17 protein-coding genes are annotated in these 15,496 nt (G+C 58.1%); 15 read left to right on the plus strand and 2 right to left on the minus strand.

Features of this window, described 5'->3' with window-relative positions; translation table 11 throughout:
* The first annotated feature begins 171 nt into the window (after positions 1–171).
* The 13 genes from B3729_RS21785 to mdtD all read left to right on the plus strand — a co-directional run bounded on the left by B3729_RS21785 (position 172) and on the right by mdtD (position 12,769).
* The gene (locus B3729_RS21785) at positions 172–399 is read left to right on the plus strand and encodes a hypothetical protein (RefSeq protein ID WP_019367344.1); all 228 of its coding nucleotides are present in this window, start codon (positions 172–174) and stop codon (positions 397–399) included.
* Positions 400–896: 497 nt separating this feature from the next.
* Positions 897–2,621, plus strand: coding sequence for a type II secretion system ATPase GspE (gspE, locus tag B3729_RS21790; protein ID WP_286789040.1), 1,725 nt, complete (start codon positions 897–899; stop codon positions 2,619–2,621).
* Positions 2,622–2,623: 2 nt separating this feature from the next.
* Positions 2,624–3,835: a type II secretion system inner membrane protein GspF gene (gspF, locus tag B3729_RS21795; protein ID WP_286788987.1), complete on the plus strand. Its 1,212-nt coding sequence runs from the start codon at positions 2,624–2,626 to the stop codon at positions 3,833–3,835.
* Positions 3,836–3,853: 18 nt separating this feature from the next.
* Positions 3,854–4,279: a type II secretion system major pseudopilin GspG gene (gene gspG, locus B3729_RS21800; protein WP_010796073.1), complete on the plus strand. Its 426-nt coding sequence runs from the start codon at positions 3,854–3,856 to the stop codon at positions 4,277–4,279.
* 8 nt (positions 4,280–4,287) lie between these two features.
* Positions 4,288–4,797 carry a GspH/FimT family pseudopilin gene (locus tag B3729_RS21805; protein ID WP_286788988.1) on the plus strand — a complete coding sequence of 170 codons (510 nt, stop codon included), beginning with the start codon at positions 4,288–4,290 and terminating at the stop codon, positions 4,795–4,797.
* Positions 4,794–5,177, plus strand: coding sequence for a prepilin-type N-terminal cleavage/methylation domain-containing protein (locus B3729_RS21810; protein WP_197871332.1), 384 nt, complete (start codon positions 4,794–4,796; stop codon positions 5,175–5,177). The genes B3729_RS21805 and B3729_RS21810 overlap by 4 nt, the downstream gene beginning before the upstream one ends.
* On the plus strand, positions 5,174–5,806 hold the full coding sequence (locus B3729_RS21815; RefSeq protein WP_219651679.1) for a prepilin-type N-terminal cleavage/methylation domain-containing protein: 633 nt from the start codon (positions 5,174–5,176) through the stop codon (positions 5,804–5,806). Before B3729_RS21810 ends, B3729_RS21815 begins: the two co-directional genes overlap by 4 nt.
* Entirely contained in the window at positions 5,803–6,531 is a 729-nt protein-coding gene (locus B3729_RS21820; RefSeq protein ID WP_010796077.1) for a type II secretion system protein GspK, read from the plus strand. Before B3729_RS21815 ends, B3729_RS21820 begins: the two co-directional genes overlap by 4 nt.
* Positions 6,528–7,631: a PilN domain-containing protein gene (locus tag B3729_RS21825; protein ID WP_150348520.1), complete on the plus strand. Its 1,104-nt coding sequence runs from the start codon at positions 6,528–6,530 to the stop codon at positions 7,629–7,631. Before B3729_RS21820 ends, B3729_RS21825 begins: the two co-directional genes overlap by 4 nt.
* Positions 7,606–8,238, plus strand: a complete 633-nt coding sequence (gspM, locus tag B3729_RS21830) for a type II secretion system protein GspM (RefSeq protein WP_286788989.1) — start codon at positions 7,606–7,608, stop codon at positions 8,236–8,238. Before B3729_RS21825 ends, gspM begins: the two co-directional genes overlap by 26 nt.
* Complete coding sequence (locus B3729_RS21835) at positions 8,235–8,807, plus strand: hypothetical protein (RefSeq protein WP_286788990.1); 573 nt, start codon at positions 8,235–8,237, stop codon at positions 8,805–8,807. The genes gspM and B3729_RS21835 overlap by 4 nt, the downstream gene beginning before the upstream one ends.
* 87 nt (positions 8,808–8,894) lie before the next feature.
* Complete coding sequence (gene gspD, locus B3729_RS21840; protein WP_286789041.1) at positions 8,895–11,198, plus strand: type II secretion system secretin GspD; 2,304 nt, start codon at positions 8,895–8,897, stop codon at positions 11,196–11,198.
* Between the two features lie 131 nt (positions 11,199–11,329).
* Complete coding sequence (gene mdtD / locus B3729_RS21845; protein WP_074827043.1) at positions 11,330–12,769, plus strand: multidrug transporter subunit MdtD; 1,440 nt, start codon at positions 11,330–11,332, stop codon at positions 12,767–12,769.
* A gap of 62 nt (positions 12,770–12,831) precedes the next feature.
* Here mdtD and B3729_RS21850 read toward each other — a convergent pair whose 3' ends face one another.
* A complete protein-coding gene (locus B3729_RS21850) occupies positions 12,832–13,041 on the minus strand; it encodes a cold-shock protein (protein ID WP_010796083.1) in 210 nt (69 codons plus the stop codon).
* On the opposite strand from B3729_RS21850, the gene B3729_RS21855 reads away from it, so the two are divergent.
* On the plus strand, positions 13,040–13,369 hold the full coding sequence (locus B3729_RS21855; protein WP_286788991.1) for a hypothetical protein: 330 nt from the start codon (positions 13,040–13,042) through the stop codon (positions 13,367–13,369). The two genes, B3729_RS21850 and B3729_RS21855, sit on opposite strands and share 2 nt — an antisense overlap.
* A gap of 68 nt (positions 13,370–13,437) precedes the next feature.
* A complete protein-coding gene (locus B3729_RS21860; protein WP_286789042.1) occupies positions 13,438–14,673 on the plus strand; it encodes a GGDEF domain-containing response regulator in 1,236 nt (411 codons plus the stop codon).
* Here B3729_RS21860 and B3729_RS21865 read toward each other — a convergent pair.
* Positions 14,558–15,430 (minus strand): substrate-binding periplasmic protein, encoded by an 873-nt coding sequence (locus B3729_RS21865; RefSeq protein WP_286788992.1) that lies wholly within the window; start codon positions 15,428–15,430, stop codon positions 14,558–14,560. The two genes, B3729_RS21860 and B3729_RS21865, sit on opposite strands and share 116 nt — an antisense overlap.
* Positions 15,431–15,496: the final 66 nt, after the last annotated feature.

Genomic DNA, 15,496 nt, shown 5'->3' on the forward strand with positions numbered 1-15,496 from the left:
GTCTTTTTCAGACCTTCCTTAAATGATGTCCAGCCAAACTCTCGGCTTTAATCTATCGATTAGAACTTAGTCAAGAATCGAAAATTTAGAGTTGATTTTTTCTTTCAGAAGAAATTAGCTAAATATATCTACCTAACTCAGGCAGATATTTATTTGAAGAGTGAGAGCGTAATGAAAAAGTTTATTTCCAGCCTATGCCTGGTAGCAGGTTTTGCTGTAACAGGATGCGCCCTAGCGGCTGAAGACTCAGCCACTGCCACTCAAGCGTCCGGCACCTCCAACGGCCTGATGCAACAGGAGCACAACAGCAAGGCCGCCCAGAAAGCCAAACAGGAGCAGGACACCAAAGGTGGACGTCCTGACGGCGTGTCCAACCCGAATGCCCTGAGCACCAAATAATCACTGCTCAGCGTTCAAGCGCCTGCCGTTAAATGAGGCAGGCGCTTTCGGCCAGCTCCAGCTTCGAGACTTGCGAATACAACGACATTGGCTGACTAAGCGCTCAGATTCTATTCAGAGCGGCTTGGATGCTCGCCAATATCCCCCTCCGTTGACATGCCCTTCTGAGACAAAACCGACGAAGCGCCTATTGCCCTTTTGTCAGCTTTTGTTCAGCTAAAAACAGGTAATAGAAGTAACTTTGCAGCTAAAAAGCGATTTGGCTCACAGCCAATTTCGGTGGGTTACAGCAGCAAACACGTATTATTAAGCGTCCATCTGTACACTAAGTGTTCATTTAACGGTGCGATTATCATCCGTTAGGCTTTGTTTTCTCGTTTAGCCAACGCCCACTGCTTTCTACGCTACCGCCTATAACCATGAACCTACTCCAACCCGCCTCGTCGACCACGGCTGAACGCAGCCCTTCCCAGAGCGCTTCGCTGCCCTCGGTGCCTATGAGCGAGCCACCGCTCACGTCTGTGGATTCCCACAAGCCGGGTGACGATGCCGTATGCGAATGGCTGGTCAGCCAGGGAAAGCTCAAGCCTGGCGATCTGGAGCGGGCCCGCCGTCTTCACGAAACCTCCTCTGGAGAAAGCTTCAGCCATCTGCTGCTGCGCCTGGGCATGGTATCCGAGCGAGACATGGCGCATGCGTGGGCATCACTCCTGGACGTTCCGCTGGTTCTGGAAAGCGATGCGCCAGAAATCCTGGAAGACCCGCTCGACGTCTCCACACGCTTTCTAAAACAGCATCAGATCGTGCCGCTGGGGCAGGACAGTAACGGTCAGATCCATCTGTTGGTGGCCAATCCCGCCGAGCGTTATGCCATCGAGGCGCTTGAGTACGCCTGTGGCCGCGCGGCTCGGCTGTCCATAGGACTTCGCAGCGACATCGAAAACCTGATCGAGCGTTATTACGGTCAGGGCCGCTCGGCCATGGGCACCATCGTGGAGAACCTCGACGCCCAGGCTAACTCGGAAGACGACATCGAGCACTTGAAGGATCTGGCCTCAGAAGCGCCTGTGATTCGCCTGGTGAACCTGATTATCCAGCGCGCTGTAGAAAACCGCGCTTCGGATATCCACATTGAGCCCTTCGAGAATCGGCTCAAGGTACGTTATCGCATCGATGGCGTACTGCATGAGTCTGAAGCACCGCCCTCCAGCTCCACGGCCGCGGTGATCTCGCGCGTCAAGATCATGGCCAAGCTCGACATTGCCGAGCGTCGTCTCCCCCAGGATGGCCGCATCATGCTGCGTATCCAGGGCAAAGAACTGGACCTGCGGGTATCCACTGTTCCGACCAGCTTTGGCGAGTCGGTGGTAATGCGTCTGCTCGATCGCGAATCGGTGAGTTTCGATTTTGACACCCTGGGCTTTGCCGGCAAGTCACTGGACAACTTCCTGAGCGTGCTGGAGCGACCCCACGGTATTCTGCTGGTCACCGGCCCTACTGGTTCGGGTAAGACCACCACGCTGTATACCGCGCTGTCGCGCCTGAACACCGCCGAGCGCAAGATCATTACCGTAGAAGACCCGGTCGAATACCAGATCGAGGGCATCAATCAGATCCAGGTAAAGCCGTCCATTGGCTTGGATTTCGCCGGCGCCCTGCGCTCCATCGTGCGCCAGGACCCGGATGTCATCATGATCGGCGAAATGCGCGATCTGGAAACCTGCCGTATCGCCATTCAGTCTTCCCTGACCGGTCACCTGGTGCTTTCGACACTGCATACCAACAGTGCGGCGGGCAGCATCACGCGTCTTTTGGACATGGGAGTGGAAGACTATCTGCTAGCTTCTACAATCAATGGCATTCTGGCCCAGCGCCTGGTGCGCCGCCTGGATCCAGCGTTGTCAGAAGCCTATGAGCCGCTTCCGGAAGTTATCAGGGAATATGAACTCGAAAAATACACGGATGAACGCCCGATCCGCCTGTACAGGCCACGTCGCGACTTGCCGCCCAATGAGGGCTACCGTGGTCGTAGTGCCATCAGCGAACTGCTGGTCATGAGCGATACGCTCCGCAGCCTGCTCATGCAGCGCGCCGATGCCGCGACACTGGAACAGGCCGCTCGCGCAGAAGGCATGTATACCCTGTACGAAGACGGGTTGCGCCAGGCGCTGGCAGGTACGACTACCTTGGAAGAGGTCCTGCGTGTGACGAGCGGAGACTGAGCATGGCCCAGTTTCGCTATCGCGCACTGGATGCGGCCGGTGAGTCCGTTACCGGCCATCTGGAAGCCGCCGGCCAGGATGAAGCTGTCAGCCAGTTGCAGGATCGTGGACTTCTGGTCCTGCAGGTCACGCCCGCGCAAGGCAATGCCTCGCAGGGTTGGCGTGTCTGGTTCAATCGAGACCCGTTAAGCGGGGCCGGACTTGCCCAGTTTACCCAGCAGCTGGCCACACTCCTGGGTGCAGGGCAGCCGCTCGATCGCGCCTTGAATATTTTGCTCAGCCAGCCAACCGAAGATAAATCCCGCCGACTGATCGAGCGTATCCGTGAGCGCGTCAAGGGCGGCAAGCCGCTTTCCGCCGCGCTCTCCGAAGAAGGCGGACAATTTTCGCAGCTCTACATCAGCATGGTCCGTGCAGGCGAAGCCGGCGGCTCACTGGAGGAAACCCTGGCGCAGCTCGCTCAATACCTCGAGCGCTCGCAGGCCTTGCGTGGCGAAGTGATCAACGCCCTGATCTACCCCGCCTTCCTGGTCGTTGGTGTGCTCGGCTCACTGGCCTTGCTGATGGCGTATGTCGTACCACAATTTGTGCCGATCTTTGCTGATTTAGGCGTTCCTGTACCGTTCATGACACAGTCCGTACTCTGGATGGGCCAGTTTCTTTCGCAATATGGCCTGTTGCTGCTGGCGGTTCTGGTTGCGCTCATCTGGTTCACCGGCGCCCGCCTTCGTGATCCGGAACGCCGTATCCGCTGGGATCGCCGGATGCTGAGTATTCGGATGATGGGACCGCTTGTACAGCGCTTGGAAACAGCACGACTGGCCAGAACGCTGGGTACCCTATTGACCAACGGCGTTCCATTGTTGACGGCGCTTTCGATCGGTCGTCAGGTTTGTTCCAATCATGCCTTGCAGGGCGCCGTTTCGCAGGCAGCCGACCAGGTTAAGGACGGCGGCTCCCTGGCCGCTGCGCTCAGCACCAGCAAGCTGCTGCCACAGCTATCACTGCAAATGATTCAGGTCGGCGAAGAATCCGGCCAGCTCGATACCATGCTGATCAAAGTCGCCGACGTCTTTGATGCCGAAGCCAAACGTGGTATCGATCGACTTCTTGCGGCATTGGTACCCAGCCTGACCATCGTCATGGCCGTACTTGTGGCCTTCATCATGTTGGCCATCATGCTCCCGCTGATGAGCCTCACCAGTAACATCTAACCGTAACGAGCCTTGTTTATGACTAGAAAAATGCGCTCCCTCCCCCACCGCAGCGGCGGTTTTACCCTGCTTGAAATGCTGGCTGTCATCGTACTGCTTGGTATCGTGGCTACCATTGTGGTCCGCCAGGTCGGTGGTAACGTCGATAAAGGCAAGTACGGCGCTGGCAAGGCTCAGCTGGCCAGCCTGAGCATGAAGATCGAAAACTATGCCCTGGATGTCGGCGCACCGCCCAAGAATCTGCAACAACTCACTACCAAGCCAGCCAACGCTCGTAACTGGAATGGCCCTTATGCCAAGCCCTCGGACCTGCAGGACCCGTTCGGCCATGAATTCGGCTATCGCTCGCCCGGTCAGCACGGTTCGTTTGACCTGATCTTTTATGGTCAGGACGGACAGCCAGGCGGCGAAGGCTACAACGCCGACGTTGGCAACTGGGAATAAAGAGTGTCATGCCGCGCCAGTCCTCCTGTACCCGTGCCCTACGCACCGTCTCGAACGGTATGCGCTTACAGGGTCGGACATCGCAGCGCGGCTTTACACTTCTTGAGCTGATCGTTGTCATCATCCTGGTCGCCATTGGTCTGACCCTGGTCTCCTTTGGCGTTACCCGCGGACTCGACAGTGTTCGATCCCGCGAGGCCGGTCGTGACCTGACCCTGGCACTGCGTGCCGTACGCACCCAGGCCATCACAACCGGCCAGACCACCACACTGAATTTCGATCTTGCCAACCAGCGATACCAACAACCCGGCCGGCGTCCTCAGTCGCTGCCCAAGGGCATGCGCATGCGGGTAACCACAGCGGCTGACCTGAGTACAGGTCGCAGGACCGCCATCGCCTTCTTTCCAGATGGCAGCTCAACCGGTGGAAATGTCAGGCTAGAAAAGGATGGACGTGCCTGGCGCGTCGATATCACCTGGCTGACCGGCACCGTCAAATGGCAAGAGGTAAACCCGTGACGGGACAGCGCAGGCCCCGTTCAGAGGGTGGCTTTACCTTGCTGGAATTGCTGGCAGCCGTGGCATTGCTCGCCGTCACCTTTTTCGTATTGATGGGAGGCATTGGCCAAGCCACCCATGCCTTGCTGAAGGACAGCCGAGCGACCCAGATGGCCTTGACAGCCCGCTCGCTACTGGACGACACGGTCCATCGTCCTCTGAAGCCAGGCTCCAGCCAGGGTTCATTGCCTGACGGTACACGCTGGAAGCTGGATATCAGCAAAGCGGGCACAGCGACGACCAGTCAGCTGTATCGCCTGGACTTGTCATTGACGGCGGGTCGGCATCAGGAGCGCTTCAGCACATTAAGGTTGCAGGGTGTATCCGAGGTCTCGCAATGAAAGCCTCAATGCGCGGCTTCACCTTGCTGGAAGTCCTGCTGGCTATCAGCCTGCTGGGTATCCTGCTGGTCCTGATCGGTTCTGCCCTCATCAGCGCCAATCGGACATTGGCTCGCAGCGAGCAGTACAGCGCCCGACTAGATGAACTGCGCTCTACACAGAATTTTTTACGTCGCGAACTGCAGCAAGCCCTTCCACTGTCGATCCAGCGCACCCCCACCGGGCAGGGAATGGTGTTTATCGGCGAGCCACAGGAGATGCGCTTTATCGCAACGCTGCCTTCACATCTCGGCGGCGGCATTCATATCCAGACGCTCCGCCTGGCCGGTGACAGCCGAGACCAATGGCTACAGGTCGACTTCGCCAAGATTGTTGGAAACAACCGCACCGAATCCTGGGGAGATCCCCAGCGTTTGTTGCGGCAGGTCAGAAACCTGCGCTTTTCCTATAGCGGCCTTGACCAGAACGGACGACCTACGGACTGGCTGCCGCGATGGCCCTGGCCGCAGCACCTGCCCCAGCGGGTCAGGGTTGACCTGACGGCCGATGGCCCCATTGCCTGGCCACCTCTACAGGTCGCCGTACGCCTCGACCTGGGCAACTCAAACAGCATGGGGTCTCTGCAGTGAAGCGGCAGCACGGGGTAGCGCTGCTCATTACGCTATGGGCACTGGCACTGCTCAGTCTGGTCATGGCCGGCGTCGTAACCGCAGTACGCCTGGAAAACAAACAGAGCGTCCATCAGCTTCAGGATGCCAGGGCGCATCTTGCGGCGGAAGCAGGTCTGGCCCTGGCTGTCCAGCATCTGACAGGCCTTCAACGAGAGCAGCGCTGGGTTGCGGATGGCCGCCCCTATCAACTCGAATTCGACCGCATGCGCCTGACCATTCAAGTGCGCAGCGAGCTGGGAAAGCTGGATCTTAACAGCACCTCATCCGCCTTGTTCATCAAAGTGGCGACTGCGTTGGGCGTTCCGGCTGGACAAGCGAAGCAAGTCGCGGCAGCCTTGCAAGCCCGTCAGAACGGGACGGATCCGACGCCCATGCGAACCTTGGAGGAATTGATTCAACTCCCCGGCATGGACAATGCGATGTTTACTCGCCTGGAGCCCTACATCACCGTCTGGAGCGGGTACGATCAGCCGGTTGTGAGCTTTGCAGCGCCACCCATACGCCAAGCCATGGGCCAGAAGAACATCATTTCCCTGGAGGGAGAAGATCCAGGGCAGGTATTGAGTGTGTATAGCCAGGCTGAACTGGACAATGGTTTCCGCTCTGCCTTGAACGTGACCCTTTTACTCAACCCAACGGATAGCAACATGCAACCTTACCGCGTGCTGCGCTGGCAAGAATGAAAACAATTCGACTGGAATGGCCCAATAGCCTGCGCCCTGCCGTGAATGCCTTTCAGGCGCAATGGCACGCCTCCGTATTCCCCCGCTTCTTCAACTGGTGGTTTACCGAACTTCGGGCCTGCCTGCCCTCTCGCCTACGCAGCCTGTTCGAGCGAAGCGAACATGAACAGATCATCCGCTGGGACAATGAAGAAGCCTGGCTTCACTCGGCGGAGGGCGAGCATCCATTAACCAGCGCCGATTCGCTGGGTACAGAACGCTGCGTTCTGCTGTTATCGCCTCGGCAGGCGCTGGTCAGAACTATCAATCTACCGGCTGGCGCAGCCCAGGACGTCATGGCGGCTGTCGCCTTCGAGATGGATCGCCATACCCCTTTTAAGGCCAGTCAGGTCTATTATGCGGTCCGCCGCTGGCCAAGCCAGCCCAAGCAGCCGCTCCGTGTGACGGTTGCCACCGTACTGAAGGATCGCCTCGACCTATTACTGGAGCGCCTGCAGGCGCAGGGCATTCGTCCCGACGAGATCGATGTGCAACAGCCTGAAGGGGGGCGCCTGGGTATTAACCTGTTGCCATCCGAACGCCGTCAGCTTCGCAAGAATCCGAGGCGTCAGCTGAACATTGGTCTTGCAGTCCTGGCTATCGCTTTGACATTCGCAGCCATGCAGGTCTGGTTGTATAACCGCGCCGTTGCGCTCGAAGCCATGCGTCATGAGGTCAGCCAGCTTCGTGCCGGCGCCCAGGAGATCGAAAGCCTGCGCCAGCAGATACAGAATGGCCTGGGCGCCACTCGCTACCTGACGGAGCGTAAGGCGGGTACTCCACCGCTGAGCGTGATGCTTAGCGAGCTGACTCAGTGCCTGCCCAAAGACACCTGGCTGACGGAGCTGTCCGTTGAAGGAGACGGACAGGTCAATCTGGCCGGCCAAAGCCAGAAGGCTGGCGCCTTGATTGGCGAGATGAAGAATTGTCACTCGCTTACCGGTGCGCAGTTCCAAGGCGTCATCCAGCCAGACGAAAACACCAAGAAAGAGCGCTTCTACCTGCTCGCCCACCTGCGTCGGGAGGAAGCCAGCAATGCGCCGGTCACTGACACCCCGTGAAAGTCGCATCGCCGCGCTGGCCGTTCTGGCGTTCGCGTTGTATGTGCTGTACTGGATTTGTCTGGAATGGTGGTTCGTCGCGCCCCAGCAGGCCATGAACGACGAAATGGAGCAGCTCCGTCAGACCCAGCGTCGGTATGCCGCGCTGCAGGCCCAGCGTGACCCCTTGCAGCGCCAGCTCGAAACCGCACAGGAGCGAAACGCTGGGAGTGACAGCCTGCTGCCCGGTGACGACCCCAGCGCCGTAGCAGCCAACCTGATGCAACATACGGCTGAACTGATCGAGTCGCACAAGCTGGACGGCGCCGGCTGTGAATTGCTCAACCGCACGCCCATCGCCGGCAACCCTGGCGATGAGCCCTATGCCCAGGTCAAGGTCAGCTTCAACCTCAGCTGCGCCATCGAGCCGCTGGAAGCCATCCTGTACGACATTGAAAACGAGCGCCCTTTCCTTTTCGTAGAGGAGCTTCGCGTCGAGCGTCATGAGGATGCTCCGCCCAAGGGTGGTGCCGGCAGGCTTGAAGTCCAGATGCTTGTCACTGGCTACATGCAGCGTAAAGCCGGTATGGACGATAACGAAAACACGGATTCGGATGACCCGACATGAACGCCGCTGATCAGCGTCGCCTCACCCCCTGGCTCGTCCTGATTACGGGACTATCGGCCGCGCTTCTGGTCCTGTTCGCGCTGGGCATTGGCCGTAACGTACAATGGCTGCCTCCCCTTGAAGCACAGCACTCACCTGCAACCGTCAGGTCGCCGGAGCTGCCGAACGCACCGCCCCTGGATGCCTATGCCAACACCTGGCAGCAGCCCTTGTTCAGTCCGGACCGCCAGTCTGATCAGAAAATGGCCGCGCCGGGTCAGCCGACTTACCTTACAGGCTATGTGCTGACCGGCATTATCCTGACCGACTCGCTGCAGCTGGCCCTGCTCAAGGACAACTCAGGCAAGGCGCTCAGCGTTACCCGGGGCAAGGCACTGCCCAACGGCTGGAAGCTGGAGTCCGTGGCTGCCAACAAGGCGGTATTTGTCTCCGGTGATCGTCAGCAAAGCTTGCCGCTCGTGATCGAAAAGGCACCTCTCGACGGCGTGTCGGCCCCAGCCGCCGATGCGCCCAGCTCTACCACGGAAACGTCCCCGGAAGAGGATGACGACTCCGATAGCGAAGATTGATACGGAACCCGGATTCAGTGGCCGACGCGGCCGCCCCCTATTATCAGGAGCACTACAATCGTGACCTTGCGTTACCCCTTGGCCTGCATGGCCACCGCCACCTTGCTGGCAGGTTGTATCTCACCGGCCACCGATACGCAGCAGGACGATGCCCTGCTGCGTGAAGGTCTGGCCGGAACAGGCAGCCAACGCCCCTTGGTAAGAGAGCCCTCGCCCAATGTTCCCAGCTCGGCCGAAACGGGCGATAACCCCCGTACACCGGCCCGCAGTCAGATCATTCGTGGTGATAACCGCTTCATCAACAGTCGAGTGACACCTGCCGCCAAGCCGTCAGCGGCGCCGGACGGCGGTGTGGTATTCAACTTCAACAACCAGCCGATTCGAGCAGTAATCAACAGTATCCTGGGCGATCTGCTTCAGGTGAACTACACCATCGCGCAGGACGTAAAGGGCGAGGTCACATTCTCCACGTCCAAGCCCGTTGCAAAAACCGAAGCCCTGTCGATCCTGGAGACGTTGCTATCCTGGACCAATAACGCCCTGGTGCGTGAAGGCGATCGCTACATGGTTGTACCAGCCAACCAGGCCGTAGCAGGCCGCATGGTGCCTGCGCTACAGATGCCGGAGCCAGGCAGTGGCCTGTCTGCCCGCCTGTTCCAGCTGGACTACATCTCCGCCACGGAAATGCAGAAGCTGCTCAAGCCCTTTGCCCGTGAAAATGCTTTCCTGCTGGTGGACCCCTCGCGCAATGTCATCGCGCTGGCTGGTACGCCCGACGAGCTTGCCAATTACCAGCGAACCATCAATACCTTTGATGTGAACTGGTTGAAGGGCATGTCTATCGGTGTCTTTGGCCTGCAGCGCGCCAGTGTGGCAGAGCTGATGCCGGAGCTGGATCGCCTGTTCGGCCCGCAGAGCGGCACCCCGCTGGCCGGTATGCTCCGCTTCCTGCCGATCGAACGCACCAATGCGGTGGTGGCCATTTCTTCACAGCCTGAATATCTGAACGAAGTTCGTCAGTGGATCGAGACCATCGATAAGGGCGGCGGCAACGAGCCGCAGATGTATGTGTACGACGTACGCAACATGAAAGCGACCGACCTCTCGCGGTATCTGCGTCAGATCTATAGCAACGAGGCCGTTAATGAAGAGCCGGAAGCCAAAGTCGCGCCGGGTTTGCGTACCACCACCCTGTCGACCAGCAATGGCTTTGGCAACGGTATCGGCGGCAACAGTACGAGTGGCAACACCATCGGTAGCAGCCAGGGCCTGAGCAACGGTATTGGTGGCGGCCTGAACAGCAACAGCGGTATCGGAGGCAACAACGGCACGGGCGGCGGTTTGGGTAGCACTCGTGGAAACGGCACGGGTACTGGCTCGGACAACGACAGTGAAGACAGCAGCTCAAACAGTGCCAATGGTCAGAACGGCAATAACGATATGGGCGTCCGGATCACTGCGCAGAAGAGCAGCAACCAGCTCCTGATTCGTGCACGGCCCTCGCAATGGAATGAGATCCAATCGGCCATTCGCCGCCTGGACAATCCTCCAATGCAGGTCCAGATCGAAACCCGTATTCTTGAAGTCAGCCTGACCGGCAGCCTGAGCCTGGGTGTGCAATGGTACCTGGGGCGGCTGGCCGGTAATTCACCGGTCACCGACTCGAACGGCAACGTGACCAACAGTGTAGTGAACGCATCCGGCAGCCAAGGAGCGCTGGGACGAGGCGGCGCAGGACTCGGCAGTACCGATGCCCTCTTCTACTCGTTTGTCAGCAACAACCTGCAGGTTGCACTGCATGCGCTCGAGACCAACGGCAATACGCGTGTGCTTTCTGCACCCTCGCTGGTGGTCATGAACAACCAGGAAGCCCAGATCCAGGTGGGTGACAATATCCCGATCAGCCAGACCTCGGTCAACACAACGAGCGATCTGACCTTCAACAGCGTTCAGTACATCCAGACGGGTGTCATTCTTGATGTTGTGCCCCGTATCAATCCGGGCGGCCTTGTCTATATGGATATCCAGCAGCAGGTCAGCAGTGATACCGGAACCCGTACGGACAGCAACGGCAACCCGTCGATTTCGACACGCGCCGTCACGACGCAGGTCGCTGTACAAAGTGGCCAGACTGTCCTGTTGGGTGGCTTGATCCAGCAGAACGACGCGGAAAGCGACAACAGCGTGCCATACCTGGGGCGTATTCCAGGCCTGCATTGGCTCTTTGGCAACACCACGCGCAGCAAGAACCGTACGGAGCTGATCGTTCTGATCACGCCACGTGTGATCACCAGCAACAGTCAGGCGAGCCAGATCACGGATGAGTACCGTCAGCAACTACAGTTGATCAGTCCCATCAAGCCTGTCAGCCAGATCGACACCTCCCGTTGACAACCCTGGTGGGTCGCCTGCATCGTCAGGCGGCCCACCAGGTGTTCAGGCATTTCCCTTCGCGACATGGGCAGAACGCTTGAGGCGTCCTGCGTTCCAACCCTTTGGCCACAAAGGAAGTACGATCACTCATGTCCGCTTCGCTACTCGATGCCCGTACCGCTCGCTATTTGCCCTGGCTGGTTGCCATTGCATTCTTCATGCAATCGCTCGACGCCACGATCCTCAATACTGCACTTCCCAGCATGGCACATGATCTCAATGAAGATCCGTTGCGCATGCAGGGCGTCGTGATCGCCTACATGCTGACGGTCGCGCTGCTGATTCCGGCCTCAGGCTGGATCGCCGATCGCTTCGGAACACGGCGGGTCTTTTTCAGCGCCATCGCTTTGTTCACTTTTGGCTCACTGTTATGTGCATTGTCCCCCTCGCTCCCCTTGTTGATCGCCGCCCGCGTCATTCAAGGTCTGGGGGGCTCGCTGATGCTGCCAGTCGGGCGGCTCGTCATCCTGCGGGCTTATCCTCGTACCGAGTTGGTGCGAATACTCAGCTTCGTCACCGTGCCGGGTCTGATCGGCCCGCTGACCGGCCCTACCCTAGGCGGCTGGCTAGTGGAAGCAACCTCCTGGCACTGGATCTTTCTGATCAACCTGCCGGTAGGCTTGTTGGGCTGTTATGTCACCTCAAAACTGATGCCTGACCTGCGCAGCCCCATTCCCATGCGCTTCGACGGGTTTGGATTCCTGCTGTTTGGCGCGGCAATGATCCTGATATCGGTTGCCCTGGAGGGTTTGGGCGAGCTTCATATGCCCCATGCCCGGGTGGTTCTGCTGCTGGTGGGCGGCCTCGCCTGCATGATCGCCTACTGGCTGCGAGCCTTACGTATCGAGCGTCCGCTCTTCTCGCCGCAACTGTTTCGCACCCGCAGCTTTGCCGTTGGCATATTTGGTAACCTGTTTGCCCGCCTGGGCAGTGGCGCGCTGCCCTTTCTGACGCCTCTGCTGCTTCAAGTGGGCATGAATTTTCCACCGGCCAAGGCAGGTATGACCATGATTCCGCTTGCGCTGTCGGCAATGCTGGTCAAGCCCATCGCCAAGCCGATCATCGACCGCCTGGGCTATCGCCGATTACTGATCGGAAACACCATTTTACTGGGCTGCATGATCGCCAGCCTGAGCCTGATCACCACGGAGACGCCTTATCCACTGTTGCTGATTCACCTGGGTCTTCTGGGCGCCGTCAACTCGATGCAGTTCACCGCCATGAACACCGTGACGCTGATCGATCTACGCGATGAGCAGGCCAGTAGCGGCAACAGTCTTCTGTCCGTGGTCATGCAGCTGTCGATGAGCTTTGGCGTCGCCTGCGCCGCTGCCTTGCTGGGTGGGTTCAAGGATGATTACGCAGATACCGATGTGCTGTCCGCCTTCCATGCCACCTACCTCAGCGTTGGGCTGCTCTCTATTCTGGCTGCCGCAATTTTCGGGCAGCTTCCGGGCAATCCTGACCGCAAGGCGCCTTCGCATCGCGTCGAGGAGCCGGAAAAGAGCCCGCAGAGCGCAGAGGCCTGATGATTCAGCAGGCATAAAAAACCCGAGAGCATTCTCGGGTTTTTTGCTTCGGCGCTCAGCGGTCAGACCACCTGAACGTGCTCAGCCTGCATGCCTTTCTGGCCCTGCACAACTTCGAAGCTGACGCGCTGGCCTTCTGCCAGGGTCTTAAAACCATTGCCTTCGATGGCACGGAAGTGAACGAAAACGTCGGGACCGCTTTCAGGAGTAATGAAGCCATAGCCTTTGGTTTCGTTGAACCACTTGACGGTGCCGTTCTGACGATTCGACATGAAGATGTTGCTCCTTGGTAAATCGGGTTTTGTTATTAAAGCTTTTAATGCCCTGAACGATGCGCCATCAGACCATTCGCCAGGGACTGCGTTGCAAGGAGAAACACCAATCGAGCAGGACGGGGCCACGTGGAAACCTACCGCCTCAGGTCACGATCAACAGCGACCCAAGCAAACACAGTGGTTTGAACTCTACGATAAATTTATTACGAAAGCGATTACACGAAAGCCGCCTGTCGCAAACGGGATAACCGGTACCTCAGATGCGATCAACGGCATAATCAATGCCGTCATTAGGTTTACTTCTCCTGGCATGACATGTCTATAGAAACACTAAATAAACGTGTTTTTGGACATATGCCATGCTTGATGAGCACCACTTCGGGAATCCATTTCGTGCGTAATATTCTGGTCGTAGAAGATAGCCAACTGGTCCTCAAGCTTTTGTCGCACCTCTTTCGACAGGAGCCCTTGTTCGAACCGGTATTCTGCGCATCGCTGGCCGAGGCTGAACTTCTTCTGGAGACCAGCCCCGGTCAGTTCTTTGCTGCCATAGCCGACCTGAACCTGCCCGACTCGCCCAACGGCGAGGTCGTGGATGTCATCCTTTCCCACAAGGTACCCTGCATTGTCCTGACCGGCCGCTACGACGAGCGCCATCGCGATGAGCTCATCAACAAGGGCGTTGTGGACTACATTATCAAGGAGAGCCAGTACTCCTATGACTATGTGCTGCGCCTCCTGCATCGGCTGGTCCAGAACCAGAATGTCAAGATACTGGTTGCAGAGGACTCGTCTGTCTCGCGGCACTACATGTGTCGGGTGCTCTCCTCTCAGCTATTTCAGCTGCAGCAAAGTATGGATGGGAACGAGACGCTCAAGGTGCTTCAGGCCCAAAACGACATCGACCTGCTGATCCTGGACCATGACATGCCCGGCCTGTTGGGCTTCGAGCTAGTCAAGCGCCTGCGTCAGCAGCTCAAACGGCACGACCTGCTGATCCTGGGGGTTTCGGCTGATCCACAGGGCATCCTTAGCGCACGCTTCATCAAGCACGGCGCCGACGACTTCCTACGCAAACCCTTCTGCCCGGCAGAACTCAACTGCCGCGTCATGGCCATGCTCGAGCGACGCGACCTGCTAAGGGCACTGCAACAGGCAGCCCGCTACGACTCACTAACCAACCTCCTGAACCGGCGAGCCTTTCAGGAAAAAGCCGAGCTGCACATCAGCCTGGCGCAAGCCCAGTCACAACCCATTAGTATTGCCCTGCTGGATATTGATTTCTTCAAGAACATCAACGATCAGATGGGACATGCCGGTGGCGACACCGCCTTGATAGCGTTTGCCCATGCCCTGCGAACACATTTTCCGCAAGACATCATTGGCCGCCTGGGCGGAGAGGAATTTGCACTGGTGAGCCAGTCAAGCGAACAGGAGCTGGCCAGACGCCTGGATATCTTCCGCAAACTCTGCACCTGGCTCAATTACCTGCCTAACGCACCCCTGCTGTCCTTTAGTGCCGGGGTTGCCAACCTGCAGACCCAGGCGCTGGAGCCGGCACTTCACGTGGCCGACCAGCGTCTTTATCAGGCAAAGCGCAGCGGGCGTGGCATGACGCTATGTCACTGACCTGCTGAATTGGCGGCCACACCAGGTCGTAGCGGGCAAAAATGTCGGCATAGGTACCATCTGTCTTCATCCGCTCGATCGTATCGTCAAACTGCGCAATGATTTTTTCCTGCTCAGGATGATCTTCCGATACCAACATATGCAGGCCTTTTTCCGCCAGCGGCTTGTCCAGAAACTGAAGCCGGGACGATTGAGCACTGACCACGCGCTCAATCACACGCCTGGCCACATGCTCCTCTTCGATTGCCAGATCGACACGTCCCGCCAACAGCATTCTTAAAGCCTGCTCGAAATCGGCAACCGCGATCTTGTCCAGGGTTCGATCCTGATCGAACTCTTTCGAATAGGCATATCCCCGTACGACGGCCAACCGGTACGGCCTTAAATCCTCCAGCGTGGAAAAGGTAATCGCGCGCGTTTTCAATGCGATAAAGCGTAGGCAGTTTGCCAGGAAGGGTTTGGAAAACTGCCCCAGGCGCTCTCGCTCGGGCGCGTACCAGATGTCGACAATTACATCATGGGAGCCATTTTGTATGCCATACAGCACCCGCTCCCAGGGCTCCTCACGAAACGTTGTCTCGTATCCGGAGCGGCCAAGGGCCGTCCTGACGATATCTACGGCCAGGCCCCGGCCGACCGGCGAAGTCATGACATACGGCTCCCAGTGGTTTCCAACCAGTCGAAGTGGAGGGCTGGCCCAGGCCAGGAGCGAGCACGACCAGGTCAAAGCCAGGCAACAAAAGGTGAGGACACGCATAGAGCCTCCCTACCGGCATGACAATGCAATGAACAGGATCTTCTTAAGTATGTAGTCTCTAAGACG

The organism is Pseudomonas sp. UBA3149 (assembly GCF_002364655.1).
Taxonomy (GTDB): Bacteria; Pseudomonadota; Gammaproteobacteria; order Pseudomonadales; family Pseudomonadaceae; genus Chryseomonas; species Chryseomonas luteola.

Bases quoted from the DNA above. Each gene is read 5' to 3' on its own strand.
- B3729_RS21805 (WP_286788988.1), top strand. From the start codon at position 4,288: ATGCCGCGCCAGTCCTCCTGTACCCGTGCCCTACGCACCGTCTCGAAC.
- gspE (WP_286789040.1), top strand. From the start codon at position 897: ATGAGCGAGCCACCGCTCACGTCTGTGGATTCCCACAAGCCGGGTGAC.
- B3729_RS21825 (WP_150348520.1), top strand. From the start codon at position 6,528: ATGAAAACAATTCGACTGGAATGGCCCAATAGCCTGCGCCCTGCCGTG.
- gspG (WP_010796073.1), top strand. From the start codon at position 3,854: ATGACTAGAAAAATGCGCTCCCTCCCCCACCGCAGCGGCGGTTTTACC.
- B3729_RS21865 (WP_286788992.1), bottom strand. From the start codon at position 15,430: ATGCGTGTCCTCACCTTTTGTTGCCTGGCTTTGACCTGGTCGTGCTCG.
- B3729_RS21855 (WP_286788991.1), top strand. From the start codon at position 13,040: ATGAAGATGTTGCTCCTTGGTAAATCGGGTTTTGTTATTAAAGCTTTT.
- B3729_RS21850 (WP_010796083.1), bottom strand. From the start codon at position 13,041: ATGTCGAATCGTCAGAACGGCACCGTCAAGTGGTTCAACGAAACCAAA.
- gspF (WP_286788987.1), top strand. From the start codon at position 2,624: ATGGCCCAGTTTCGCTATCGCGCACTGGATGCGGCCGGTGAGTCCGTT.
- B3729_RS21815 (WP_219651679.1), top strand. From the start codon at position 5,174: ATGAAAGCCTCAATGCGCGGCTTCACCTTGCTGGAAGTCCTGCTGGCT.
- B3729_RS21835 (WP_286788990.1), top strand. From the start codon at position 8,235: ATGAACGCCGCTGATCAGCGTCGCCTCACCCCCTGGCTCGTCCTGATT.
- gspD (WP_286789041.1), top strand. From the start codon at position 8,895: ATGGCCACCGCCACCTTGCTGGCAGGTTGTATCTCACCGGCCACCGAT.
- mdtD (WP_074827043.1), top strand. From the start codon at position 11,330: ATGTCCGCTTCGCTACTCGATGCCCGTACCGCTCGCTATTTGCCCTGG.
- B3729_RS21785 (WP_019367344.1), top strand. From the start codon at position 172: ATGAAAAAGTTTATTTCCAGCCTATGCCTGGTAGCAGGTTTTGCTGTA.
- gspM (WP_286788989.1), top strand. From the start codon at position 7,606: ATGCGCCGGTCACTGACACCCCGTGAAAGTCGCATCGCCGCGCTGGCC.